Here is a 19,786-nt window from a genome sequence, read left to right on the forward strand (position 1 = left end):
CCGACGTTGGGTCCACAGCGGCATACGCTTTCCGACCTCATACTGTCGGCTGTACGTCGATAGTATCGCCCTTGAGTCGGGTTCGTTTTAACGCCGCCATCCTAACTTCCGTCGATGGTGAGCGAGGCGACGGTGGCGACGCTCGCGGGCATCTCGGTGACTGTGAGTTTCCCCTTCTACCTCTACGGTGCGTGGATCGTCATCGACACCGAGACCGTGACGTGGGCCGTTCTCGTCCGACACCTGAAGTACATCCTCGTCGGTCTCGTGCTGACGACGGTTCCCGTCGTGGGGTGGATGATGCCCCGCCTGATGGACCAGTTCGGCGGCCTCGCCGTCCTCCACGCCGTCCTCGGCCTGCAGGCCTACGCCATGCTCGCGTTCGCGCTGACGGGCATCGTCCGCATCTTCCAGGCCAAACACGCCGCGAGCCTCTACCGTGAGCCGGGACAGGACGTGGATCTGAACGACCTCCACGAGAACATGAGCGCGTGGCGCGGCCGCCTCCGAATCGGCGTCTTCGGCTACGTCCTCTTCTGGCTGGGTGCGTACCTGATCGGTGTCGTCCGGTACGTCCAGTTACATCTGGCCTAACCCCACGCCTCGCCGCTCGCCAGATCCGTCTCTGAATCCAGTTTCGACGAGGGACAGATATCTTCGAGGACGCACGCGTCACAGTCGGGGGTCCGGGCGTCACACACCGCGCGCCCGTGGCTGATGAGCAGGTGGGTGAGCTGTTGCCAGTCGTCCTCGGGCACCACGTCCATCAGGTCGTCTTCGATCTTCTCGGGCGTCTCCTCGGTCGTGAGGCCGAGGCGCCGCGAAAGTCGCTGGACGTGCGTGTCGACGACGATTCCTTCCACCACGTCGTGGCCGTGCTGGAGGACGACGTTCGCCGTCTTGCGCCCGACCCCCGAGAGGTCGGTGAGCGCCGACATGGTGTCGGGCACCTCGCCGCCGTGTTCCTCGACGAGCGTCTCGCCCATGGATTTCAGGTAGCCCGCTTTGTTGTTGTGGAAGGTGATGCCGTAGATGTCCTCGGCGAGTTCCGCCTCGTCGGCGTCGGCGTAGTCCTCGGCGGACGTGTACTTCTCGAAGAGGTCGGCCGTCACCTCGTTGACGCGCTCGTCGGTACACTGCGCCGAGAGGACGACGGCGACGAGCAGTTCCAGCCGATTCGAGTAGTTGAGCGAGATGGTCGCGTCGGGATACTCCTCGTACAGCCGATCCAGCACTTCCTCGACCTGGCGTTCCCGGGAGTCCAGTGGCGTGCCCATGTGACGCGATGGGGAGCGGCCCCCGTTGAGTCTGTCGACCCGCTTTCGTCCCTCGCTCTCATCGCTGATTCTTAGGCCGGACCTTATTTATCGGGCGCTCGCTTTGACGCGCCCATGGACTTGACACGTCGGACACTGCTGGCGACCGGGACCGTACTCGGTCTGACCGGCTGTCTGTCGTCCGGCGATTCGAACGTCTCCTACCCCGAGACGGCGACGCGGACGCCACCGCCGACGGAGACGCCTGCCGACGCCGCTATGGCCGAAGCGGAGTCGGAGCCGGCCGCCGTCGACGAGGAGGAGGTGCAACAGACCGAGCCGTCGGTACCCAACCGGCAACTGGCGACCGAGGTCGGGCGGGTGTACGGCGAAATCGAGTGGTTCGCCACGTCGTACGACGACGCTATCGACACGCACCAGCGCGTCCTCGGCAACGCGATGGCCGCGGTCACGCGCGTCCGCGACGCGGCCGAGTTCGACGCCAACAGTCTCGGACTGGTTCGCGGGGCGACCGATCGGGCCGTCAGGACGGCCGAAGCGGAACTCGGCGGTCACTTCGGTATCCCCGAGCAGATGCGCGAGCAGATCGACCACCACCTCGCGACGACCCGACGCTTCGCCAACCGGGGGGATCTGGACCGCGTCGACGAGGAACTCGAACGCCTCCACGACTACCTCGCGGGCATCCGGAGCGACCTGTTCGTCAGGCGGGTGCTCTCCGACCGCCAGGTCGACGCCACGCTCTATCGCAACCTCCACGACGGGACCGCGGATTCGGACGACAGTGACGACGATGACGACGACGAGGCCGCCCCCGGTCTCTTCGAGTGCTACCACTCGACGGGCTACGCGGGCTACGCGTACGCCGGGCCGCGATATATCGAGCGTGAGCCGTTCGGCGACGCCCCCGGCGACGACATAAACGAGGGCCAAGAACTCCTCGCACGGCAGCGACTCCACTTCGACGCCGTCGGCGAGTCGACCGGTCGGAACGGCTTCGCGTACGTCGTGAGCTACGCCGTTCCGGAGGCGGACGAGCAGCCCACCGACCTGAATCCCCTCGACTACCCGCACACGTCCCTGTTCGTCCAGCACTACGACGGCGTACAGGCCGCGACCGACGCCGCCGAGACGCTGTTCGACACCTCGGTCAGTCGGGAGGGGACCTACTCGTTCGGTCGAGACGAGTGGCATCAGGTGTACTACCACGCCGACGGCGACGTGTCGTACGCCTACCTGATCCAGGCCGGGCCGTACGTCGTCGTCGCCGCGCCCTCCGAAGTCGCGTGGGAGGAGCGCGTCGACTGGACCGACCCGCTCGACCGCCTGTGGCTGTGGAGACCGTAGCGTGTCCGGGCGCAGTGCCCTCCCCTCGGTGCGCCGACAGGCCGGCCTGATCGTCGCCGTCTTCGCCCTCGTCGGCGCCGCCCTCGGCGTCGTCGGCTTCGTCGCCGGTGACTGGGCGCGCACCCAGTTCGTCACCGCCGCCACCGGAGCACAGCCGACGACGTTCGGCCCCGTCTTCCTCGCGCTCTCCGTCTTCCAGACCACGGTGACGCTGTTTTTCGCCGGACCGGTCCTCGCCGCGGTGCTTGGCCTGCTCTCCGGCTCTCGGTTCGCCGACCCGAGCGCGGCGGCCGGCGTCGCCGCCGGCGGCGCGCTCGTCGGTTTCTTCGCCATGGCGGGGCTGGGCCTCCTCGGCCTCTCGACCCTGTCCGGCCCCGGCACCGGACAGGTCTACGCACTCCGGGCAGCTGTCGGACCACTCCTCCTCTCCGGCGTCGCCACGACGGTCACCGGCGGCGTCGCTGGCGCCCTCGGGTCGCGGTTCGTCCGGTAACCGGCACACATAACTGTCCGCTCCGCGCGGGGTTCGATATGCACGGCGAGGCCGTCGCACTCGGCGCGGGCACGGTCCTGAACGCCCTCGCGACGGGGATGGGATCCGCCTTCGCCATCGACGCGGAGACGACTGCCCGGGTCGAACTCGACGACACCGGGGCGGTTAGCGGCGAGATTGCGGGCGCGCCCGACGGCGACACCCGCCTGATCCGTCGGTGTGTCGAACGCGTCGTCGAGCGGTTCGGCGACGGGGAGGGCGGACACGTCCACACCGAGAGCGACGTACCGATGGCCGCGGGGCTGAAGAGTTCGAGCGCCGCCGCGAACGCGACGGTGCTCGCGACGCTGTCGGCGCTGGACGTGGACGACGTGGACCGCGAGGAGGCCTGTCGCATCGGCGTGCAGGCGGCCCGCGACGCCGGCGTCACCGTCACCGGCGCGTTCGACGACGCGAGCGCGAGTATGCTCGGCGGCGTCACCGTCACCGACAACACCGAGGACGAACTCCTCGCCCGCGAGACGGTCGACTGGGACGTGCTGGTCTGGACGCCCGCGACGCGGGCGTTCAGCGCCGACGCCGACGTTTCGCGGTGTGAACGGGTGGCGCCGATGGCCGACCTCGTCACCGATCTGGCGCTCGACGGCCGCTACGGCGAGGCGATGACGGTCAACGGACTGGCGTTCTCGGCCGCACTCGGGTTCCCGACCGACCCCGCGGTCGAGGCGATGCCCCACGTCGACGGCGTGTCGCTCTCGGGCACCGGCCCGAGCGTCGTCGCCGTCGGCGACCGGGACGGACTGGAACGCGTACGCGACCACTGGAGTCAACGGGAGGGAGACACATGGCTAACGACGACACGAACGGACGGCGCACGGGTGATCGAATGAGCGAGAGTGACGCGACCGACGAGATGTCACTGGACGAACTCCGCGAGGAGATCGAGGAGATCGACCGCGAACTCGTCGAACTCATCGCTCGCCGCACCTACGTCGCGGGCACCGTCGCACAGGTGAAAGCGGAGCGCGACCTGCCGACCACCGACGAGTCACAGGAGGCTCGCGTGATGGAGCGCGCAGGGCAGAACGCCGAGACGTTCGACGTGGACGCGAATCTGGTGAAGGCGATTTTCCGCTTGCTCATCGAGTTGAACAAGGTCGAGCAGCGGGAGAGTCGCTAGGGGACGAACGGGCGTTAGAGGACTTCTATCCGCGTATTAGGGGAATGTGGTGTCAGTATTCGATGCCACCTTTCGAATTTGAATTCGACGAGCAGGCGGAAGATCCGACCAAGTCTGTTGCACACGTGGTCACGACGGCCATCACGGTTCGTCAACTAGTACTCTCCACTCCGACTGAAGTCATTCCTCGTCGGTCGGTTCGAGTGGGACTCGTTCTACCTCGACGTCTTCGTAGTCTTTCTCGGAAGAGAGTACGTCCATCCCTCGCGTTTCCGCAGTCGCTGCGTGGAACGCGTCGAATGGCGTCATCCCCTCGTCGTAGTAGTTGACGGCTTTCAGAACTACCTGTTTCTCTTCCTCGTTCCGCACAGGGACGAGTTCGAGCAGGTTCGCCACCAGCGGAACGTAGTCGAACTCGTAGCGTTCCCGGGCCAGGAGGAGTTCGAGATATGAGAACGGTGACGTTTCGATGTCGTATTCGACAATGGCGTCCTCTGCGGAGCCCTGTAACCAATCAGTATCTTTGGCGAGTGCGAGCAAGAAATCGGTCTCGACGTACTCCGTCATCTGTCGCTGCCGGCTTCCTCAGCCTCGTCTTTCGCCTCTGCCTCGATATCCTCTCGAATTTTCTCGACTGATGCATCGTGAAGCTCGCCTGCCGCCTCGCGGACAGCGGCGAGTGGGTCGTCCGCGACCGGAATTAGCTCGATTCTATCCTCGTACATGACTATATGATACTTCTGGCCATATTTCTCGCGCACCTCTTTCGGGATGTACAGCCGTCCCTGCGCATCCGTCTCTGTTGACATAGATAGGGCTACAGTTCCACGGACAAAGAATCTTACCACTAACGTGTGAGTGATGGTTTCCATCGAAGCATCTCAGTAGTGTGTATGGTGGATTTCGTCCTTTTGAACAAGGTCGAACAGCGCGAGAGTCGGTAGCCGGCTCCGTATCGTCTACCGAACAGTTCTGGCACCCGATTCAGCCGAAGTGCGTCCGTCGTATCGAAGGGAAACGACCAGAGAAATCACGTTTCTCACGAACAGAAAGCTGACGACCGTCGTCGGGAGGATTTATGAAGAGTATGCGCCGACTCGCCAAACCTCTCAGAGCTGGAAGTGCTCCAGTTGGAGCCGTTTTAGTCGTCAATATCGTCGAATTCGCGTTGCTTCCCGGTCAGTTTCCGGGGTCGGCATGATTGGAGTATTCGCCCTCGCTGTCATCGGTGTTTTGGCCACGTTGTTCGCAGCGGTTGTGTATCCGTTCAGTCGTTTCTCGCGTACGACATCGAAAGCGCTCGGTACAGTTGGTCTCCTGCTCGTCTCGGGGTCAGTTCCGTTGTATTTCACGTTCGGGTGTGTCTTCTACGGATGTCCGGGCTGAGATATTGTATCGACCGTTGATGGCCTCCCGAAAGCGAACGGACACTCGCTAAAATCCCACGCCAGTCCTGTTCGACCGATGCTTAATCGAGTCCGAGGCTCAGTTTCAATGCGTCGTCCACCTCGTTCATGGTCTCCCCACCGAGACTTCCGGCGACTGAGTGAATCCGCTTTTCGACGGATACGACACGAATTTGGTCGAGACGGATAGAGGAGTCCTTCTCGAACGGAGAGTCGTCTGCTTCGACGAGTACCTCGAAGGGGTAGCCACGGTGCGTCCCAGTTGTGGGCGCGACGATGGTCGTACTGGAATTTCGGTTTCCAACGTCGTTCTGGACGACCACCGCTGGTCGAGTCTTCTTCATCTCGTGTCCCTCGGCAGGATCGAGTCGGACTATGACTACATCACCACGTCGAATCTCCACTCCCTCGCTCATTCATCCAGCCCAGCCCACGCTTCGCCCGACGCCTCGTCCCAGTCCTCGGCCAGCGTTTCCGCACTTTCGGAGGCCTCGCGGTACGCGGCAGCCAGTTCTTCCTCGTCGGGATGGTTGGATTCGACCTCCACGACGGCTACCGTGACGCGTTTGTTTGCGTACTCCGTTCCGAGATAGATGCGACCTCGGTCGTCCGTCTCGTTCGTTCGCAGGTCGTGGGCGTCGACTTTCATCACGTTACCCACTATGACCCACTGTGGGATAACTCTTGCCCACTATTACCCACAACGATTGTTTCGCCTCGAAGTATGATGGATTTCCGCTACGTGAACAGGGTGGAGCAACGAGAGAGTCGGTAGCTCGAAATCCAGCAATACAAGTCGTATGAGGCCTGTTTAGTCCTCAAAATATTCTTCTGATTGCTGTTCTTCGATTCTGGTTCGGTCAAAAACCCATATCCGGCCTCGGTAGCTCCGACGGATGGGGAGTGACGAGAGAACAAGCGTTTTGCACCTGCACTCACATTGTACACACATGAGTTCCGGCTCCGAGAAGAAGCGCGTCCAGTTCCGCGCACCGAGAGGATTGGTGGACCGGGCCGACGCGCTCGCGGCGGTGTTCGAGACGGACCGGACGGACATCCTCATCTCCGCGCTTCGGGAGTACCTGCGAGACGCCGCGCACTCCGACGAGGTGAAACAGGAGATTGCGGACGCCTTCTACGACGACGACATCTCGTTCGAGGAGCTGAAGGACCTCGTCGGTCACGAGGAGGCCGCCAACTTCCGCCTCCTGAAAGAGCAACTGACCGACGAGTTCGTGGACGAAGTCGCGGAGGAACTGGGCGACTCGTAGATGGTGCTGCTCGTCGCCGACACGTCGGCCCTCGTGAGCCTCGGAACCGTAGTAGACAACTCACTGAACCCACTCGACCTCCTCCTCGATTCGCACACCGTGGTCGTCCCAGAACAGGTCGTCACCGAACTCACCGAGACGGCGTCCTACGACGATGCCTCGGGTGAAGCGGCGCAAGCAGTTCTCGACCGTCGCTCCGCGTTCGAGGTACGTTCCGTCGAACTGGACGAGACGTTCCCGCTGGACGACGGCGAGAACGCGGCGGTCACGCTGGCGAACGAGGTAGCCGCCGTGCAACTACTCTGTGACGAGTTCAATCGACTCGCGCTCGTCCACGCCTCGCTGGCCGAGGTCCGACTCGTCACGACACCCAGCCTCCTCACTGCGCTGGTTCGCAACGACGCAATCTCGCCTGACGCTGCCGAGGCGTTCCTGACCGAGATGAGTGATGCTCGCAGTTGGTCGTCGAATTCCTACGTTGCGCGGGCGAAGTCTACGCTTCGACGGCAACGCGATAACGGTTAACCCGATACGAGATGTTGTCGCGTTGAACGAGGTGGCGCAGCAGGAGAGTCAGTGGTCACGAACTCGGCGCAGCTCGCTTCTCGACGAACTCCCGTTCGCCTCACTCCTCGTCAGTCGATTCGACGCTATCCCGAATCACCATCACTTTCACACGCCGCACGCCGTCGAAATCACGAAGCTGGTAGGTCAGTTCGCGGATTCGCGCCGCCGCCCCGCGACAGAACAGCGATTCGAGACACCACTCTCCCTGATGGGTGTGGCTCGTGTTGAGGATCACGTCCTGATACGCGTGCTGCACCGAGTGCAGTTCCGCGATGACCTCGTGGTGGCGGTAGTCGAACGCGACGAGTGCGACCACTTCGCCGCTCGTGGCTTCGAGACGCGAGTGAGACTCGATGTACTCCTGCATCGCTTCTCTGACCGCCCGCGACCGGTTTTCGAGTCCCTGTTCGTGCCACACGCGGTCGAACTCGTCGACGAGGTCGTCGGGGATGTTGAAACTCGTCCGCATAGTCACCGACTCGTCGGTCGGCTACAAGAGTCCCACCGTATGACGATTCCCCCGTTTCGGTATTAACAACCGTTATTGGCGTCGTTCGCGGACGCTCTCACAGGGAGATGTTACACGGCGACGCACTCGGCCTGCTTCTCGGGGCGGTCGCGCTCGGTGCGGTCCACGGCGTCGAGCCGGGTCACGGCTGGCCGGTCGCTGCCTCGTACGCACTCGACCAGACGAACAAGTGGCTGTACGGGTTCGCAGCGAGTTTCATCCTCGGCGTCGGCCATCTCGTCAGCAGTATCGCGATGGTGGGGGCGTTCTTCTACGCGAAAAACTACTTCAGCCTCACGCAGGTCAACGAGCCGATTACGGTGAGCGGTGGCATCCAGATCGGCGGCCCCGTGAGCCTCGTTGCCGGTGTCTTGCTCATCGCGCTCGGGATTCGTGAGTACAGTCACGGGCACTCTCACGGAACTCACGACCACAGCACCCACAGCCACGGCGACAGTGATCACTCACACGACCACGACCATTCTCACGATCACTCACACGACCACGACGAGCATTCCCACGATCACGACGACGATGGGCTGTTCTCCCGATTGAAGGGGTTCGTCCCGTTCGTCGGCGGACATTCCCATTCGCACGCCGACCTCGACGAGGCTGCCGACCGTGGCCTCCTCGGCATCGCGTGGTTCGCGTTCCTGCTCGGCTTCGCACACGAGGAAGAGTTCGAGATTATCGCGCTCTGTGCGGGATCGAACTACTGTCTCGAACTGATGAGTGCGTACGCCATCACCGTCGTCGTCGGTATCGTCGGGCTGACGATGCTGTTGATTGCGGGGTACCAGCACTACGAGGAGCGAGTCGAGCAGTTCACGCCGTATCTACCCGCGTTCTCGGCTGCCGTCCTCGTCGTCATGGGCCTCGGCTTCGTCACGGGGCTCCTCTGATCACGATCAGTACTCCCAGAGCCGGTCGATCCGCCCCTCGATCTCCGGATGTTGCTTCCGGAGCGTTTCGGCGGCCCGCTCGCCGTCGACGTTGACGACGTGGATTTCGCCCCGCTGGCCGGGGTAGGCGTCCTGAAAGTCGTACACACAGCCGACGATATCGACCGAGTCTGGTACCTCGTCGCTCTCGCGGAGGAACGCCACCTGCCAGTCGACGTTGTACTCGACGAGGCGGTTGATCGTCGCCGGTCGATCCAGATCCGAGGGGAGCGAGTCGAGTCCCGAGTCGAGGTGCGGCGTCAGCAAGTCGAGACAGTGACGGACGCCCGGCGGCGCGTCGATGCCGTCGGTCAGGTCGTCGTACGCCGCCGTGACGGCGCCACAGCCCGTGTGCCCCACGACGAGGGCGACCTCGGTGTCGAGATACGCGAGCGGATAGAGTACGTCACCCGAGACGACTTCGCCCGCCTCGGTCGTCTGGACGACCCGGTTGCCGATGTTCCCACACGTGAAGATGTTCCCCGGTTCGTCGTTGCCCCACATCAGGTCCTGTAACACCCGCGAGTCGGAACAACAGACGGTGACCACGTCCGGGTGCTGACTCTCCTGTACGTCGTCGAAGTGGGAATCGTACGCGCGCGTGTGTGTCTCGTTGCCCCGTAACAACTCGACGACCGTCCGGTGCATGACTGACCTACTACCGCGCCGGTCGCCATAGTGGTTGGTGTTTCCGTAACTATTAATAGTGGGGTACGGCCGTCAGTCCTGGTACGCCTCCGCGAGGGCGTCGAGCGCTTCGTGGTGCTGGGAGCTGTGCGGAGCCGTGAGCGGCGAGACACTGACTCGGCCCTCCACGATTGCCCGACGGTCGGTTCCCTCCGGGTCGGGGAGGTCCCCGTCACGCATCCGCGCCCAGACGTTGTCGGTGAGGCTGATCCGCTCGCCCTGACGCTCGGCGCGCATGTCGTACAGCGTCGAGGGTTCGGTGATCTCCAGCGGTGCGAGGTCGTCGCCCTCGCTCCAGATGGGGGCGTTGACGTTCAGATACTCGGCCTGATCGAACACGCCGGCGCCGAGGGCGTGATCGACGAGGTACGCCGTCGCCTCGGTGGCGTTGCGGTAGTCCTCGGTCCGGTCGGCGGCGTGTTGCCACTCGCCGTCGCCGCCGGGGACGTACAGCGAGACGGCGATGGCGGGCACGTCGAAGAAGGCCGCCTCGACGGCGGCGCTGACCGTGCCCGAGCGCCCGAGGACGTACGCCCCCAGATTCGCCCCGCGGTTACAGCCCGCGATCACCATGTCCACGTCGGGACAGAGCGCCTCCAGGCCGACGACGGTGCAGTCCGCGGGCGTCCCGTGAATCGCGTAGCCGAGCTCGTGGGTCTCGACCTGGACCTCCCGCGACATCGCCCGCCCGACGGCGCTCTTGTCGCCGTTCGGCGCGACCGCAGTTACCTCGGTGAACTCGGAGAGCGCGTCGTAGAGGGCCCGGAAACCGACGGAGTCGATCCCGTCGTCGTTCGTCAGGAGGACGTGTGGCTCGTCCATGCCCAACCCTCGGGAGGCCGACGAGAAAGGCGCACCGCTTCGTACGGACGGTCGTGTCCGGTCGCCGCCGGTAAACAGTTACAACAGTCCGTATTAGCCCACCATATCCACGACCGCCTCGTCGTCGACGACGAGGTTGTACGCCCCTTCGTCGTCGTTCCAGAGCGCGAGGACGTTCTCGAACTGCAGGACGGCGCCGTAGTCGGCGTCGCCGAGCGCGCGGTTCAGCCCCGACTCCCGGGTCAACACCGCGTAGTGCTCCAGTTGCTCGCTCCCGTCGCCCACCTTGTAGAGCGGGTTGCCGCCGTCGGAGAGGTTCCGGCTCAACTTCACCGCCAGCAGGTCGATCCGGTCGGTGACGTGGTCTTCCATGTCGACCATCCGGGCGTGTCGCGACCGGTCACCGCGCACGTCCACCCGACGCATCCCGTCGGTCCGCAGGAGCGCGTAGGAGAACTTCACCGTCTCGTTGCGGAACGTGCCGGGCTCGCCGCCGGCGTCGTCGAGGCGGCGCTGGACGTGCGGGGCCTCGATCCGCGGCCGTTCGTCGAACGACCAGCCGTGATCCGCCGGCTCCAGCCCCGGCCACAGGCGGAGCGTCGGGGCGTACACCGTCGCGCCGCGGTCGCTCACGAGTTCCCGTTCTACCTCCCGGAGTCCCGTGCTGGTTTCGAGGTCCGCAGGTGCGAGTGCGAGGAGCGTCCCGTCTTCCGCGAGGGCGTCGAGCGCCTGTCCAGCCACAGCGGTCGGCTCGTCGAGTTCGCTCAGTACGTTCGCACAGACGACGAGGTCGTACGGGCCGTCGAACGCGAACTCCTCGACGTGCTCGCGGTGGATGGTCGCCCGGAAGTTCCGCCGGGTCTCGTCCAGCAGGTCGTCCAGCACGTCGGCGGCGGCGCTCGGTTCGACCGCGTGGTAGTCGACCACCGCATCGTCGGGGAGGTAGTCGTGGAGACCGAGTGCGGGGCCGCCGACGCCCGCGCCGATATCGAGGACGCGGAGGCGACGGGGCAGACACGCTCGCTCGACCAGGTCGTCGAGGACGTACCCCACCGCCGCGTAGTAGTCGGGGAGGTGGTAGACGGCGTACCCCAGCGCCACTTCGGCGTCGTACTCGACCGGATTCCGGTAGTAGTAGTCCTCCTTCAGCCGGCGGATCACCTCGCGCAGGTGGGCACCCGACTCGTCGCGGTGCCAGTTGACGCCGTAGCGGTCCACCAGCAGGTCTTCGAGCACGTGGGTGTAGCGCTCGGGGAACTCGCGGGGCTCCCACCCGGGCGCCGACACCGGCTCCTCGTCGACCGGGACGAACGACCCATCCTCGCGTTCGTAGAGGCCGAGGTCGTACGCCTCCTCTCGCAGCACTCGCCGGACGACTGCCGGGTGCGGCGTCTCCTCGACGTACTCGGAAATCTCGTCGGGGTCGATGGGGCGCACCTGCCGCAGGTACTTCGCGTTCGAGCGGACGGCCTCGCGGTCGATCATCGCTCCCCCGCTTCGCGATAGAGGTCGTCGAACCCGTCGCCCTCGGCGTCGGCGACGCGTCGGGCGGCGTCGGCGACGCGGTCGGCACCCTCGAACGTCTCCTGAATCTCGCGATACACCCGTGGCGTCCCGTCGGTCACCGTCTCGACGAGGTCGTCGAGCGCGGCCGAGACGGGGGTAGCGAACTCGTCGCGCACGTCAGCGGCCGCGAGCGCGTACGCGAGAATCGCCGTGTGGGCGCCCGCCTGCACCGTCTCCATGGCCGCATCGTGTTCCGCGACGGTCGTCTCGAAGGGGTGGTTGCCCGCGGCTGCCACGTCCGCGCGGATGGCGTCGGTCGCCGGACCGGGTGCGTCGGCCACGACGGCGACGTTGCCGGGGGCGTTCGACGCGGCGAACAGGGGATGCATCGACAGCCGTTCCCGATCCGGGAGCGCCGCCCGCATCGCCTCGACCGGACCCTCCATCACTCCGCTCACGTCACACATCGCTCGTTCGGCGTGCGGGGCGTAGCGCTCGACGGCGTCGGCGACCGCCGAAATCGGCACCGCGAGGCAGACGATGTCGAACGTCTCGGTCGTGTCCGCCGGCACCGCGCGAACGTCGTCGAGGCCGGCGGCGGCCGCCTCCGCCACCGCGGGGTCGACGTCGGTGACTGCGACCGGTCGGTCGGCGGTGCGGGCGATCCACCGCCCCATCTCGCCCGCGCCGACCACCAGCAGATCCATGCGCGTGGCTTTCCCCTCACCGCTCAAAAGGGGTTCGGTGCGGGCTAGTGGTGCGGGAGTCTCCCCGGCCGACGACGGTTAGAGACCCAGCCGGAAGACGCGATTCCCGAGCAAGAGCGCCAGTCCCAGCCCCGTCACGCCGACGAGGAGGCCGTACGCCACCTCCCACCCCGCCACGTCGGAGAGGACGCCGACGACGACGCTGCCCGTCGCGCCCAGCACCATGTACGCGGTGCGGACGAGGCCGAAGGCGGCGCCGCGTTCGTCCGCCTCGAACTTGTCGAAAAAGCGCGACTGGAGGGGCGCACCCCACGTCATCGCGGCACCGACGCAGACGACGGCGGGCAGGAGCGCGAGTTCCGGCCCGGCGACGAGGAGGGTGTAGCCGACGACGCCGAGCGCCATCGTCGCTATCGCGGCGCCGTCGCGACCGATCCGGTCCGACACCCACCCGGTCGTCGGCTGGACGAGGCCGTTGACGACGAAGTAGGCGGAGAACAGGAGACCGGCGCTCGTCTCGGGGAGGCCGCGAAAGGAGACGAGGAAGGTGGGGAGGAAGGAGGCGGTCGCCTGCCAGCAGAAGGCGCCGAGGACGGCGACGGCGGTGGTGAACGTGATCGGAGGTCGAGAGAGGAGCGCGACGAGCGGACGGATCGCCATCCGGTCGCGCATCGACTCGTCCGGGCGTTCCGGCGGCGTCGGCTCGATCCGCCACCCGAACGCGACGAAGACGGGGACGGCGACGGCGGCGCCGACGGCGATGGCCGCCCGCCAGTCGTAGCGCGCCGCCACCGCGGTGGCGACGACGGGGGCGATCAGCCCCGCCAGCGGCCCGCCAGCGACGTGGAGGCCGATGGCGCGCCCGATGTCGTCGAACTCCTTCGTGAGGAGGGTGGTGGCGACGCTGTAGTGGAGACCGGCGCCGGCGCCGAGCGCGACGGTCAGGATCGCGAAGGCGACGAAGTTCGGCGAGAGGGAGAGCAGGAGGCTCGCACAGCCGGTGATCCCCACCGCGGCGAGGATCACCCGTCGCTCGCCGAAGCGGTCACCGAGGATGCCGGAGGGGAACTGCGTGAGGGCGTAGGCGGCCCACATCCCCGAGAGCGCGAGGCCGACGGCGCCGGTGGAGACGCCGAACCCGTCGGTCACGTCGGGGACGACCGGACTGATCACCAGTCGGGCGAGCATCGTCGACGCGAACGCGAGCGTACAGAGCCCGAGGACCGTATGGCGATACTGCCAGTTCACACCGGCCGTGGGCCGACACGGAAAAAGTGCCTTCCGATTTACCGGCTCTGCTGTACGCCGAGGGCCGTGACAGGAACCGCCCGCCGACGCGCTCTAGCTGTCGTCGTCCGACCCGCTCTCGACATCGATGCGGTGTGGTTCGTCCCGATCCGTCTCGTCGTCCCCGCCCAGGAGCGTCGACTGGACGTTCTTGGCGAACGACTCGACCTGATTACGGAGCGTCTTGACCTCGTCCTCGAACTCCTCGACGGAGCGCTCCACGTAGTGAACCCGCTGGAGGGGGATGCGGCGGACGATGTCGTTGCCGGTCTCGTCTTCGTCGAGTTTGACGAGCCAGTGGTCCTGGAAGTAGGCGACCCGCGCGTTGTCGACCGTCCGCTCGACGGTGCCCTCGTCGGGGTCGTCGTAGACGATGACTGCCTCTCCGCGATCTGGCTGGGCCATACTTCTACGTGCCCGTCGAGACTTGTAGGTTCGTTGCTACTGTCGCGTTCGAGAGCTACGACCGTGGTACCGGTCTAGACGACGAGTTCGACCGGATACTCCGTCAGGTTCTCGTAGCCGTCCTCGGTGACGACGACGAGATCCTCGATGCGCACCCCGCCCACGTCGGGATCGTAGAGCCCCGGTTCGATGGTGATCACGTTCCTCGGTTCGAGTTCCGCGCCGTCCGGAGCGATCCGTGGGAGTTCGTGCACGTCGAGGCCGACGCCGTGGCCGGTGCTGTGGATGAACCCCGTCTCCGCGTCGGGATCGGAACGGAGCGTCGGCAGGCCCGCGTCCTCGTACACGTCGCAGACGGCGTCGTGGACCGTGGCGCCGGTGACGCCGGGTTCCACCGCGTCGAGCGCCGCCCGCCGTGCCTCGTCGGTCAGGTCGAACCACTCCCGCAGGGTCGCGCTCGGCTCACCTTTCAGGAACGTCCGCGTCATGTCGGCGTGATACCGCGTCTCCGTGTCGCGCGGGAAGATATCGATCACGATGGGTTCGTCCGCGCGGAGCGGCCCCGATCCCCGGTCGTGCGGATCGGCGGCGTCGGCGCCACAGGCGACGATGGTCTCGTCGAGCGCACACCCCTCCTCCAAGAGCGTCAGTTCGATCTCCCGTCGGACCGCCTCGCTGGTCAGCGCGTCGCCATCGTGGTGGAGGACGCCCTCGACGACGGTCGCGGATTCGAGAAGCGACTCCGCGGCCGCCATCGCCCGCTCGTTCGCCCGCTGGGCGCGGCGGACGTGATCGATCTCCTCCGGCGTCTTGACCGCCCGAATCTCGGCGACGGCGTCCGCCTCGTCCACCTCGACGGTCACACCGGCCTCGCGGAGGCCGTCCGCGGTGCCGAGGGGGAACCGGCCGGGGACCAGCACCGACTCGACGCCGTGGTCGGCGAGGAAGTCGGCGACGACGACTCCGCGACCGGTCTCCCGGCCGAGTTCCCCCACCCGGTCGCGGTAGTCGTACGCCGAGAGACGGGAGACGGTGGCCGCACGCGCCTCCTTCTTCGCGCGACCGTACTCGAGCCCAGAGACGAGGAGATGAACGCCATCCGGCGTGTAGCAGGTGACGAAGGGGTCCGGGGCGCCGAACCCCGAGAGGTAGCGCTGGGTCGAGTCGGTCCCGTCGGCGTCGAGCAGGTAGCCGTCATGGTCGGCGCCGAGCGTGGTAGCGAGGGCGGAGAGATCAGGTTGCATGGGAGGTGGTCGGGGACGGGAGGGCAAAACGCTTGGCAGGGCGTCGGGCGACTGGGCCGCGTCATTCGATGGCGGCCGTCTCTATCGGTGTGGTCGCTTCCCATTACTCGTCGTCTTCGTCGTCAGCGTCGCCTTCGCGCTCGTCGTCTTCGTCATCAGCGTCGCCTTCGCGCTCCTCGTGTTCACCGGACTCGTCGTCTCCGTCCGCCGACTCCACGTCGTACTCGTACTTCTCCTCGACGAGCGTGAGCGAATCGTCCCGAACGACGAACTCCAGTTTGCCTTCGGCGTGGTCGGATTCGTACTCGACTTCGAGTTCGTCGAGTGATTCACCGTCCTCGGTCAGCGCCGACCGGTCGACCGTCGCCGTGCCGTTCGCGTCGGTCGTGACGGTGACTTCGTCCTCGCCTTCGACGGTGATCGATGCGTTCTCGACGGGTGTCCCGTCGTCCGCGACGGTCACCGTGACCGTCTCGTTGCCGAGCGTCGCGTCCATCTCCAGCGCCGAGACGGTGCCTGTCGACGTAGATGCGCTCGCGTCGGTCTGTGCGACGCCGGTCGCGGCGACGCCGCCTCCGGCGACGAGCAATACGGCCAGGACTGCGATCAGGGGTTTCGAGAGTGCCATCGCGGTCGGTCCGTGTGATGGACACCGCATAAACCACCTCGACGGTCAACGCCGATGACCCCGATTTAACTCCGATTAAGCCGCCTGAACCGGCTCACGCCAGCGTCCGCACGGCGTCGACGAGGAAGACGACGCCGAACCCGCCGAGGACGAGCGCACTCGCGCCGGCGACGACGGGCGCGAATCTGGCGACGCGTCGCTGGGCCGCGCGGAGCGCCGCCGGGAAGCCGGTGATCCACAGCGTGATGCCGAGGAAGAAGCCGGCGATGAGCGCCGGGCTTCCGGTCCGCACCACCAGCAGGCCGGCGAGGTCGGCGCCGACGTACGGCGTGTACGAGAGCACGTCGAGTTGCCCGGGTTCGAGCAGGCCGACGCCGATAGTCAACCAAAAGAGGATCTGGTAGGGGTTGGTGAGCGCGAGGACGAACGCCTTGCGGAAGCCGGTGGCTGCCCGCGCCGCCGCGCTGTCGGTCGAGGTGGGGACGGCGTCCACGTCACCCACGGCGTCCATCGCGGCCCCGTAGGCGAAGTAGAGCATCAGGACGCCGCCGACGCCCACCATCGCCGCGCGAAGTGTTGGAAACCGTTCGACGAAGGTGACGACGCCGAGCAGCGCGCCGACGAAGAAGACGGCGTCGGCGGTCATCGCACCCAGTCCGGTTCGAGCACCTGCGAGCCAGCCGTTGGTGACGGACTCCTCGGCGATGACGGCGTTCATCGGTCCCGGCGGAGCGGCGAGTGCGAGGCCGAAGACGACGCCCGCCAGGAGCGACGGAAGGGGGTTCGGCACGGCTGATCACTCGCCGTCGACCAAAAATAACGTACCGCTTTCCGCGTCAGAACAGCGTTAGCACGGCCGTCGACGCCACCTCGACGATGGTCTCCCAGACGGAGAAGCCGGTGACGATGCTCAGGACGGTGTCTGCCGCGAAGAAGGCGAACAAGCCAGCGGAGAAGAAGTGCGCCTTCCGCAGGTCGAGACGGTGGGAGAACTTGTGGAAGAAGAAGGCGTTCGCGAGGCTCACGGGGATGATCGCGAGCATCTCGCCGGCCCAGATGGCGGGGTGGGCGCCGTACTGTGCGGCGAGACCGATGGTCACCAGCTGTGTCTTGTCACCGAACTCGCCGGCCGCCATCATCGCGAAGATGGGGACGAAGCCGCCGAGGGCGTCGGGCACCTCTCGGCCGAACACCCGCGGCTGGAAGTCGTTGCCGAGCGCGGTGACGCCGCCGTCCGTCGCCGCCGGATCGACTCGTTTCGCCTCGCCACTCGCCGGCGCCGAGCGGTAGAGCAGGATGGCGAACACGAAAAAGAGGGCGGCGGTGAATGCGTCGAGGACGACCGGCGGGAGCGCACGCTGGAGCGCCTCTCCGAAGAGGATTTCCAGCGCCGTCCACCCCGCGAAGGCGGTGCCTGCGGCGCTCACCACCACCCACGGGTTGTAGCGAGTCGACAGCCCCGCGATGATGAACTGCACCTTCTCGCCGGGCAGGACGACGAGTTGGGCCACGAAGGCGACGGTGAGGATTTCGAGCCACCCGGTCACGCGTCGCTCACCTCCGCATCCACGGGGTGAACCCTGATCGTCCGCGCCACCGACTCGGGGAGGCTCTGTTCGGACTCCCCGATCCGTACCGTCACCATGCCGAACGGTGCTACGTCGACGATGTCGAGTTCCGTCCCCGGTCGCACGCCCGCGTCGTCGAGGTAGGCGAGTTCCTCCTCGTCGCGGTCACGGACCCGGCTGACGACGACCGTTTCGCCGGCCTCGTGCTCGCTCAACGGCGTCGTCTCGTCGCTCTCCAGCGGCCGGAGGTCGGCCCCGGGGATCGGATCGCCGTGCGGATCGACCTCCGGGTCGCCGAGCGCGTCCGCCACCCGTCGCTCGAACTCCTCGGAGATGTGGTGTTCGAGAGCGTCCGCCTCCTCGTGTACGTCCGTCCACGAGTAGTCGAGATGTTCGGCCAGATACGCCTCCAACAGGCGGTGATGGCGGAGCACCTCCAGCGCCACAGTCTCCCCTTCCGGCGTGAGTTCGACCCCCTTGTACTTCTCGCGCTCCAGCAGGCCCTGATCGGCGAGTTTCTGCACCATGCTCGTCACCGTCGGGGCCGTCTTGCCAACCTCGTCGGCGATAGCGGAAGTAGACACCGGCGCGCCATCCTCCGACTGGAGCCAGTAGATAGCCTTCAGGTAGTCTTCCATCGCGTCGCTCAGCATCTATCTATCTGAATTTGATGCGTCTAATCTATAAACCTGTTGTGCCGAAACCGTTCGCAGTGGACGTGTCCGCGTCCGCTCAGACTCCCTGTCCCATCAGATGACTCCGGAGCACGTCGGCCGTCTTCACGCCCGCGTCGGCGTTGACGACGAGGGCCGACTCGTCCGCCCCAAGGTCGCCTCGCTCGGCGAGCGCCCACGCACCCGCGGCCGCCACGCCACCCGTCGCCCCGACTTCCGTTCCGAGGCGCTGGGTGAGCGCGACGGCGCTCTCCAGTAGATCCTCGTCGGCGACGGTGATCGCCCCACCAGCCGTCTCGGTCAGGGCGTCGAGCGCCATCGCCCCACCCGTCGGCGCGGGGAGTTCCAGTTCGCCACAGATGGTGTCGGGGTACTCGACCGGCTCCACGTCCGCCGCACCGGCGTCGTGCGCCTCGACGATGGGCGCACACCCCTCGGGCTGGACGGCGTAACACCGCGGCACCCGTTCCGTCAGGCCGAGTGCCGCGAGATCTTGGAACCCGCGCGCGACCCCGACGAGCGTCTCACCCGTCCCGACGGCGAGGACGACGGCATCCGGCGCGGTCCAGTCACGTTCGGCGGCCACCTCGTACGCCAGCGTCCGGTACGCGTCGTGGCGGTACGGTGTCGTGAACGCCTGCAGGGAGTACCAGTCGCGCTGGAGGTCGGATTCGAGCGCGTCGAGCGCGTCGGGGTACCGCCCGCCGATCACCCGCATGTCCGCGCCGTGGACGTTCACCATCGCCTTGTTCGGGAAGGGCGCGCGGGAGGGGAGGTAGGCGTACAGATCGGTGTCGATCCGGCCAGCGTAGGCGGCCGCGGCCTGCCCGGCGTCGCCCGGCGCCGCGAGCGCCAGCAACTCGGCGCCGTGTGCCCGCGCCATCGTCACCGCGACCGACAGTCCCCGGTCGAGGATGCTCCCCGTCGGGTTGCGTCCCTCGTCTTTGAGGTGGACGTGCCCGACACCCATCTCCGCCGCGAGGTCGGGGGCGTCGAGCAACGGCGTCGCACCCTCGCCCGCCGAGACGGCGCGGTCGGCCGGAACGGGCAGGAGGGCGTCGTACTCCCACATGGAATCGGGCGCGGTCGGAAGATCGTCGGCATCGACGCCGTCTAGGTCGTAGACGGGATCGAGCGGTGCGTCGGCGTCGCTCCGCCCCACGTGGTCGGGTGCGTACCGGTCGCCGGTCGCCGTGCAGTCGAGGCCGACGAACGCGTCGGAGGTGTCCATGCCGGCGGTTGCGACCGGAGGGGGAAATCTCCGTGGG

Annotated in this window: 26 protein-coding genes; 8 read left to right on the top strand and 18 right to left on the bottom strand. The window is 66.3% G+C overall.

Annotated elements, in window-relative coordinates; all coding sequences use genetic code 11:
• The first annotated feature begins 114 nt into the window (after nucleotides 1-114).
• Nucleotides 115-594, top strand: a complete 480-nt coding sequence (locus tag DU502_RS06535) for a DUF7321 family protein (RefSeq protein WP_121920791.1) — start codon at nucleotides 115-117, stop codon at nucleotides 592-594.
• Here DU502_RS06535 and nth read toward each other — a convergent pair.
• On the bottom strand, nucleotides 591-1,277 hold the full coding sequence (nth, locus tag DU502_RS06540; RefSeq protein WP_121920790.1) for an endonuclease III: 687 nt from the start codon (nucleotides 1,275-1,277) through the stop codon (nucleotides 591-593). The genes DU502_RS06535 and nth overlap by 4 nt on opposite strands.
• Before the next feature lie 114 nt (nucleotides 1,278-1,391).
• Between nth and DU502_RS06545 the strand changes: the two genes are divergently transcribed.
• The 4 genes from DU502_RS06545 to DU502_RS06560 are packed head-to-tail and all read left to right on the top strand — an operon-like array spanning nucleotide 1,392 to nucleotide 4,297.
• The gene (locus DU502_RS06545; protein ID WP_121920789.1) at nucleotides 1,392-2,624 is read left to right on the top strand and encodes a hypothetical protein; all 1,233 of its coding nucleotides are present in this window, start codon (nucleotides 1,392-1,394) and stop codon (nucleotides 2,622-2,624) included.
• Nucleotide 2,625: 1 nt separating this feature from the next.
• Nucleotides 2,626-3,117 carry a hypothetical protein gene (locus DU502_RS06550; protein ID WP_124897040.1) on the top strand — a complete coding sequence of 164 codons (492 nt, stop codon included), beginning with the start codon at nucleotides 2,626-2,628 and terminating at the stop codon, nucleotides 3,115-3,117.
• Nucleotides 3,118-3,155: 38 nt separating this feature from the next.
• Nucleotides 3,156-4,007, top strand: a complete 852-nt coding sequence (locus tag DU502_RS06555; protein ID WP_121920787.1) for a shikimate kinase — start codon at nucleotides 3,156-3,158, stop codon at nucleotides 4,005-4,007.
• A complete protein-coding gene (locus DU502_RS06560) occupies nucleotides 4,004-4,297 on the top strand; it encodes a chorismate mutase (RefSeq protein WP_121920786.1) in 294 nt (97 codons plus the stop codon). Before DU502_RS06555 ends, DU502_RS06560 begins: the two co-directional genes overlap by 4 nt.
• A 180-nt stretch (nucleotides 4,298-4,477) precedes the next feature.
• Here the strand turns inward: DU502_RS06560 and DU502_RS06565 are convergent, their stop codons facing one another.
• The 4 genes from DU502_RS06565 to DU502_RS06580 all read right to left on the bottom strand — a co-directional run bounded on the left by DU502_RS06565 (nucleotide 4,478) and on the right by DU502_RS06580 (nucleotide 6,355).
• The gene (locus DU502_RS06565) at nucleotides 4,478-4,864 is read right to left on the bottom strand and encodes a PIN domain-containing protein (RefSeq protein ID WP_121920785.1); all 387 of its coding nucleotides are present in this window, start codon (nucleotides 4,862-4,864) and stop codon (nucleotides 4,478-4,480) included.
• Nucleotides 4,861-5,106, bottom strand: coding sequence for an AbrB/MazE/SpoVT family DNA-binding domain-containing protein (locus tag DU502_RS06570; RefSeq protein ID WP_121920784.1), 246 nt, complete (start codon nucleotides 5,104-5,106; stop codon nucleotides 4,861-4,863). Before DU502_RS06570 ends, DU502_RS06565 begins: the two co-directional genes overlap by 4 nt.
• 659 nt (nucleotides 5,107-5,765) lie before the next feature.
• Nucleotides 5,766-6,119: a type II toxin-antitoxin system PemK/MazF family toxin gene (locus DU502_RS06575; RefSeq protein WP_121920783.1), complete on the bottom strand. Its 354-nt coding sequence runs from the start codon at nucleotides 6,117-6,119 to the stop codon at nucleotides 5,766-5,768.
• Entirely contained in the window at nucleotides 6,116-6,355 is a 240-nt protein-coding gene (locus DU502_RS06580) for a hypothetical protein (RefSeq protein ID WP_121920782.1), read from the bottom strand. Before DU502_RS06580 ends, DU502_RS06575 begins: the two co-directional genes overlap by 4 nt.
• 298 nt (nucleotides 6,356-6,653) lie before the next feature.
• Here DU502_RS06580 and DU502_RS06585 point away from each other — a divergent pair, with 298 nt between their 5' ends.
• Together DU502_RS06585 and DU502_RS06590 are read left to right on the top strand one after the other, a co-directional pair.
• Nucleotides 6,654-6,974 carry a hypothetical protein gene (locus tag DU502_RS06585; protein ID WP_199722715.1) on the top strand — a complete coding sequence of 107 codons (321 nt, stop codon included), beginning with the start codon at nucleotides 6,654-6,656 and terminating at the stop codon, nucleotides 6,972-6,974.
• Complete coding sequence (locus tag DU502_RS06590) at nucleotides 6,975-7,499, top strand: hypothetical protein (RefSeq protein ID WP_121920781.1); 525 nt, start codon at nucleotides 6,975-6,977, stop codon at nucleotides 7,497-7,499.
• A gap of 100 nt (nucleotides 7,500-7,599) precedes the next feature.
• Here DU502_RS06590 and DU502_RS06595 read toward each other — a convergent pair whose 3' ends face one another.
• The gene (locus DU502_RS06595; protein ID WP_121920780.1) at nucleotides 7,600-8,010 is read right to left on the bottom strand and encodes a CopG family ribbon-helix-helix protein; all 411 of its coding nucleotides are present in this window, start codon (nucleotides 8,008-8,010) and stop codon (nucleotides 7,600-7,602) included.
• A 107-nt stretch (nucleotides 8,011-8,117) separates the two neighbouring features.
• Between DU502_RS06595 and DU502_RS06600 the strand changes: the two genes are divergently transcribed.
• On the top strand, nucleotides 8,118-8,951 hold the full coding sequence (locus tag DU502_RS06600) for a hypothetical protein (protein WP_121920779.1): 834 nt from the start codon (nucleotides 8,118-8,120) through the stop codon (nucleotides 8,949-8,951).
• Between the two features lie 6 nt (nucleotides 8,952-8,957).
• On the opposite strand, the gene DU502_RS06605 is transcribed toward DU502_RS06600, so the two are convergent.
• The 12 genes from DU502_RS06605 to DU502_RS06660 form a co-directional block, all read right to left on the bottom strand.
• On the bottom strand, nucleotides 8,958-9,638 hold the full coding sequence (locus tag DU502_RS06605) for a carbonic anhydrase (RefSeq protein ID WP_121920778.1): 681 nt from the start codon (nucleotides 9,636-9,638) through the stop codon (nucleotides 8,958-8,960).
• A gap of 72 nt (nucleotides 9,639-9,710) precedes the next feature.
• Nucleotides 9,711-10,499: a 5'/3'-nucleotidase SurE gene (surE, locus tag DU502_RS06610; protein ID WP_121920777.1), complete on the bottom strand. Its 789-nt coding sequence runs from the start codon at nucleotides 10,497-10,499 to the stop codon at nucleotides 9,711-9,713.
• Nucleotides 10,500-10,592: 93 nt separating this feature from the next.
• Nucleotides 10,593-11,984, bottom strand: a complete 1,392-nt coding sequence (locus DU502_RS06615) for a small ribosomal subunit Rsm22 family protein (protein WP_121920776.1) — start codon at nucleotides 11,982-11,984, stop codon at nucleotides 10,593-10,595.
• A complete protein-coding gene (locus DU502_RS06620; protein ID WP_121920775.1) occupies nucleotides 11,981-12,712 on the bottom strand; it encodes a prephenate dehydrogenase/arogenate dehydrogenase family protein in 732 nt (243 codons plus the stop codon). The genes DU502_RS06615 and DU502_RS06620 overlap by 4 nt, the downstream gene beginning before the upstream one ends.
• A gap of 78 nt (nucleotides 12,713-12,790) precedes the next feature.
• Nucleotides 12,791-13,960, bottom strand: a complete 1,170-nt coding sequence (locus DU502_RS06625) for an MFS transporter (protein ID WP_121920774.1) — start codon at nucleotides 13,958-13,960, stop codon at nucleotides 12,791-12,793.
• 93 nt (nucleotides 13,961-14,053) lie between these two features.
• Nucleotides 14,054-14,404: a hypothetical protein gene (locus DU502_RS06630; RefSeq protein WP_121920773.1), complete on the bottom strand. Its 351-nt coding sequence runs from the start codon at nucleotides 14,402-14,404 to the stop codon at nucleotides 14,054-14,056.
• 74 nt (nucleotides 14,405-14,478) lie between these two features.
• Nucleotides 14,479-15,648 (bottom strand): M24 family metallopeptidase, encoded by a 1,170-nt coding sequence (locus DU502_RS06635; protein ID WP_121920772.1) that lies wholly within the window; start codon nucleotides 15,646-15,648, stop codon nucleotides 14,479-14,481.
• A 103-nt stretch (nucleotides 15,649-15,751) separates the two neighbouring features.
• On the bottom strand, nucleotides 15,752-16,276 hold the full coding sequence (locus DU502_RS06640) for a hypothetical protein (protein ID WP_121920771.1): 525 nt from the start codon (nucleotides 16,274-16,276) through the stop codon (nucleotides 15,752-15,754).
• 94 nt (nucleotides 16,277-16,370) lie between these two features.
• Complete coding sequence (locus DU502_RS06645) at nucleotides 16,371-16,994, bottom strand: LysE family translocator (RefSeq protein ID WP_241966818.1); 624 nt, start codon at nucleotides 16,992-16,994, stop codon at nucleotides 16,371-16,373.
• A gap of 118 nt (nucleotides 16,995-17,112) precedes the next feature.
• Nucleotides 17,113-17,823 (bottom strand): TMEM165/GDT1 family protein, encoded by a 711-nt coding sequence (locus DU502_RS06650; RefSeq protein WP_121920769.1) that lies wholly within the window; start codon nucleotides 17,821-17,823, stop codon nucleotides 17,113-17,115.
• Entirely contained in the window at nucleotides 17,820-18,497 is a 678-nt protein-coding gene (locus DU502_RS06655; RefSeq protein ID WP_121920768.1) for a metal-dependent transcriptional regulator, read from the bottom strand. Before DU502_RS06655 ends, DU502_RS06650 begins: the two co-directional genes overlap by 4 nt.
• 79 nt (nucleotides 18,498-18,576) lie before the next feature.
• Nucleotides 18,577-19,749 (bottom strand): pyridoxal-phosphate dependent enzyme, encoded by a 1,173-nt coding sequence (locus DU502_RS06660; RefSeq protein ID WP_121920767.1) that lies wholly within the window; start codon nucleotides 19,747-19,749, stop codon nucleotides 18,577-18,579.
• Nucleotides 19,750-19,786 lie beyond the last annotated feature (37 nt).

Origin of the sequence: Haloplanus aerogenes (assembly GCF_003856835.1) — an archaeon.
GTDB lineage: Archaea > Halobacteriota > Halobacteria > Halobacteriales > Haloferacaceae > Haloplanus > Haloplanus aerogenes.

Bases quoted from the DNA above. Each gene is read 5' to 3' on its own strand.
- DU502_RS06535 (WP_121920791.1), top strand. From the start codon at position 115: ATGGTGAGCGAGGCGACGGTGGCGACGCTCGCGGGCATCTCGGTGACT.
- nth (WP_121920790.1), bottom strand. From the start codon at position 1,277: ATGGGCACGCCACTGGACTCCCGGGAACGCCAGGTCGAGGAAGTGCTG.
- DU502_RS06545 (WP_121920789.1), top strand. From the start codon at position 1,392: ATGGACTTGACACGTCGGACACTGCTGGCGACCGGGACCGTACTCGGT.
- DU502_RS06555 (WP_121920787.1), top strand. From the start codon at position 3,156: ATGCACGGCGAGGCCGTCGCACTCGGCGCGGGCACGGTCCTGAACGCC.
- DU502_RS06560 (WP_121920786.1), top strand. From the start codon at position 4,004: ATGAGCGAGAGTGACGCGACCGACGAGATGTCACTGGACGAACTCCGC.
- DU502_RS06565 (WP_121920785.1), bottom strand. From the start codon at position 4,864: ATGACGGAGTACGTCGAGACCGATTTCTTGCTCGCACTCGCCAAAGAT.
- DU502_RS06570 (WP_121920784.1), bottom strand. From the start codon at position 5,106: ATGTCAACAGAGACGGATGCGCAGGGACGGCTGTACATCCCGAAAGAG.
- DU502_RS06575 (WP_121920783.1), bottom strand. From the start codon at position 6,119: ATGAGCGAGGGAGTGGAGATTCGACGTGGTGATGTAGTCATAGTCCGA.
- DU502_RS06585 (WP_199722715.1), top strand. From the start codon at position 6,654: ATGAGTTCCGGCTCCGAGAAGAAGCGCGTCCAGTTCCGCGCACCGAGA.
- DU502_RS06590 (WP_121920781.1), top strand. From the start codon at position 6,975: ATGGTGCTGCTCGTCGCCGACACGTCGGCCCTCGTGAGCCTCGGAACC.
- DU502_RS06595 (WP_121920780.1), bottom strand. From the start codon at position 8,010: ATGCGGACGAGTTTCAACATCCCCGACGACCTCGTCGACGAGTTCGAC.
- DU502_RS06600 (WP_121920779.1), top strand. From the start codon at position 8,118: ATGTTACACGGCGACGCACTCGGCCTGCTTCTCGGGGCGGTCGCGCTC.
- DU502_RS06605 (WP_121920778.1), bottom strand. From the start codon at position 9,638: ATGCACCGGACGGTCGTCGAGTTGTTACGGGGCAACGAGACACACACG.
- surE (WP_121920777.1), bottom strand. From the start codon at position 10,499: ATGGACGAGCCACACGTCCTCCTGACGAACGACGACGGGATCGACTCC.
- DU502_RS06615 (WP_121920776.1), bottom strand. From the start codon at position 11,984: ATGATCGACCGCGAGGCCGTCCGCTCGAACGCGAAGTACCTGCGGCAG.
- DU502_RS06620 (WP_121920775.1), bottom strand. From the start codon at position 12,712: ATGGATCTGCTGGTGGTCGGCGCGGGCGAGATGGGGCGGTGGATCGCC.
- DU502_RS06630 (WP_121920773.1), bottom strand. From the start codon at position 14,404: ATGGCCCAGCCAGATCGCGGAGAGGCAGTCATCGTCTACGACGACCCC.
- DU502_RS06635 (WP_121920772.1), bottom strand. From the start codon at position 15,648: ATGCAACCTGATCTCTCCGCCCTCGCTACCACGCTCGGCGCCGACCAT.
- DU502_RS06640 (WP_121920771.1), bottom strand. From the start codon at position 16,276: ATGGCACTCTCGAAACCCCTGATCGCAGTCCTGGCCGTATTGCTCGTC.
- DU502_RS06645 (WP_241966818.1), bottom strand. From the start codon at position 16,994: ATGAACGCCGTCATCGCCGAGGAGTCCGTCACCAACGGCTGGCTCGCA.
- DU502_RS06655 (WP_121920768.1), bottom strand. From the start codon at position 18,497: ATGCTGAGCGACGCGATGGAAGACTACCTGAAGGCTATCTACTGGCTC.
- DU502_RS06660 (WP_121920767.1), bottom strand. From the start codon at position 19,749: ATGGACACCTCCGACGCGTTCGTCGGCCTCGACTGCACGGCGACCGGC.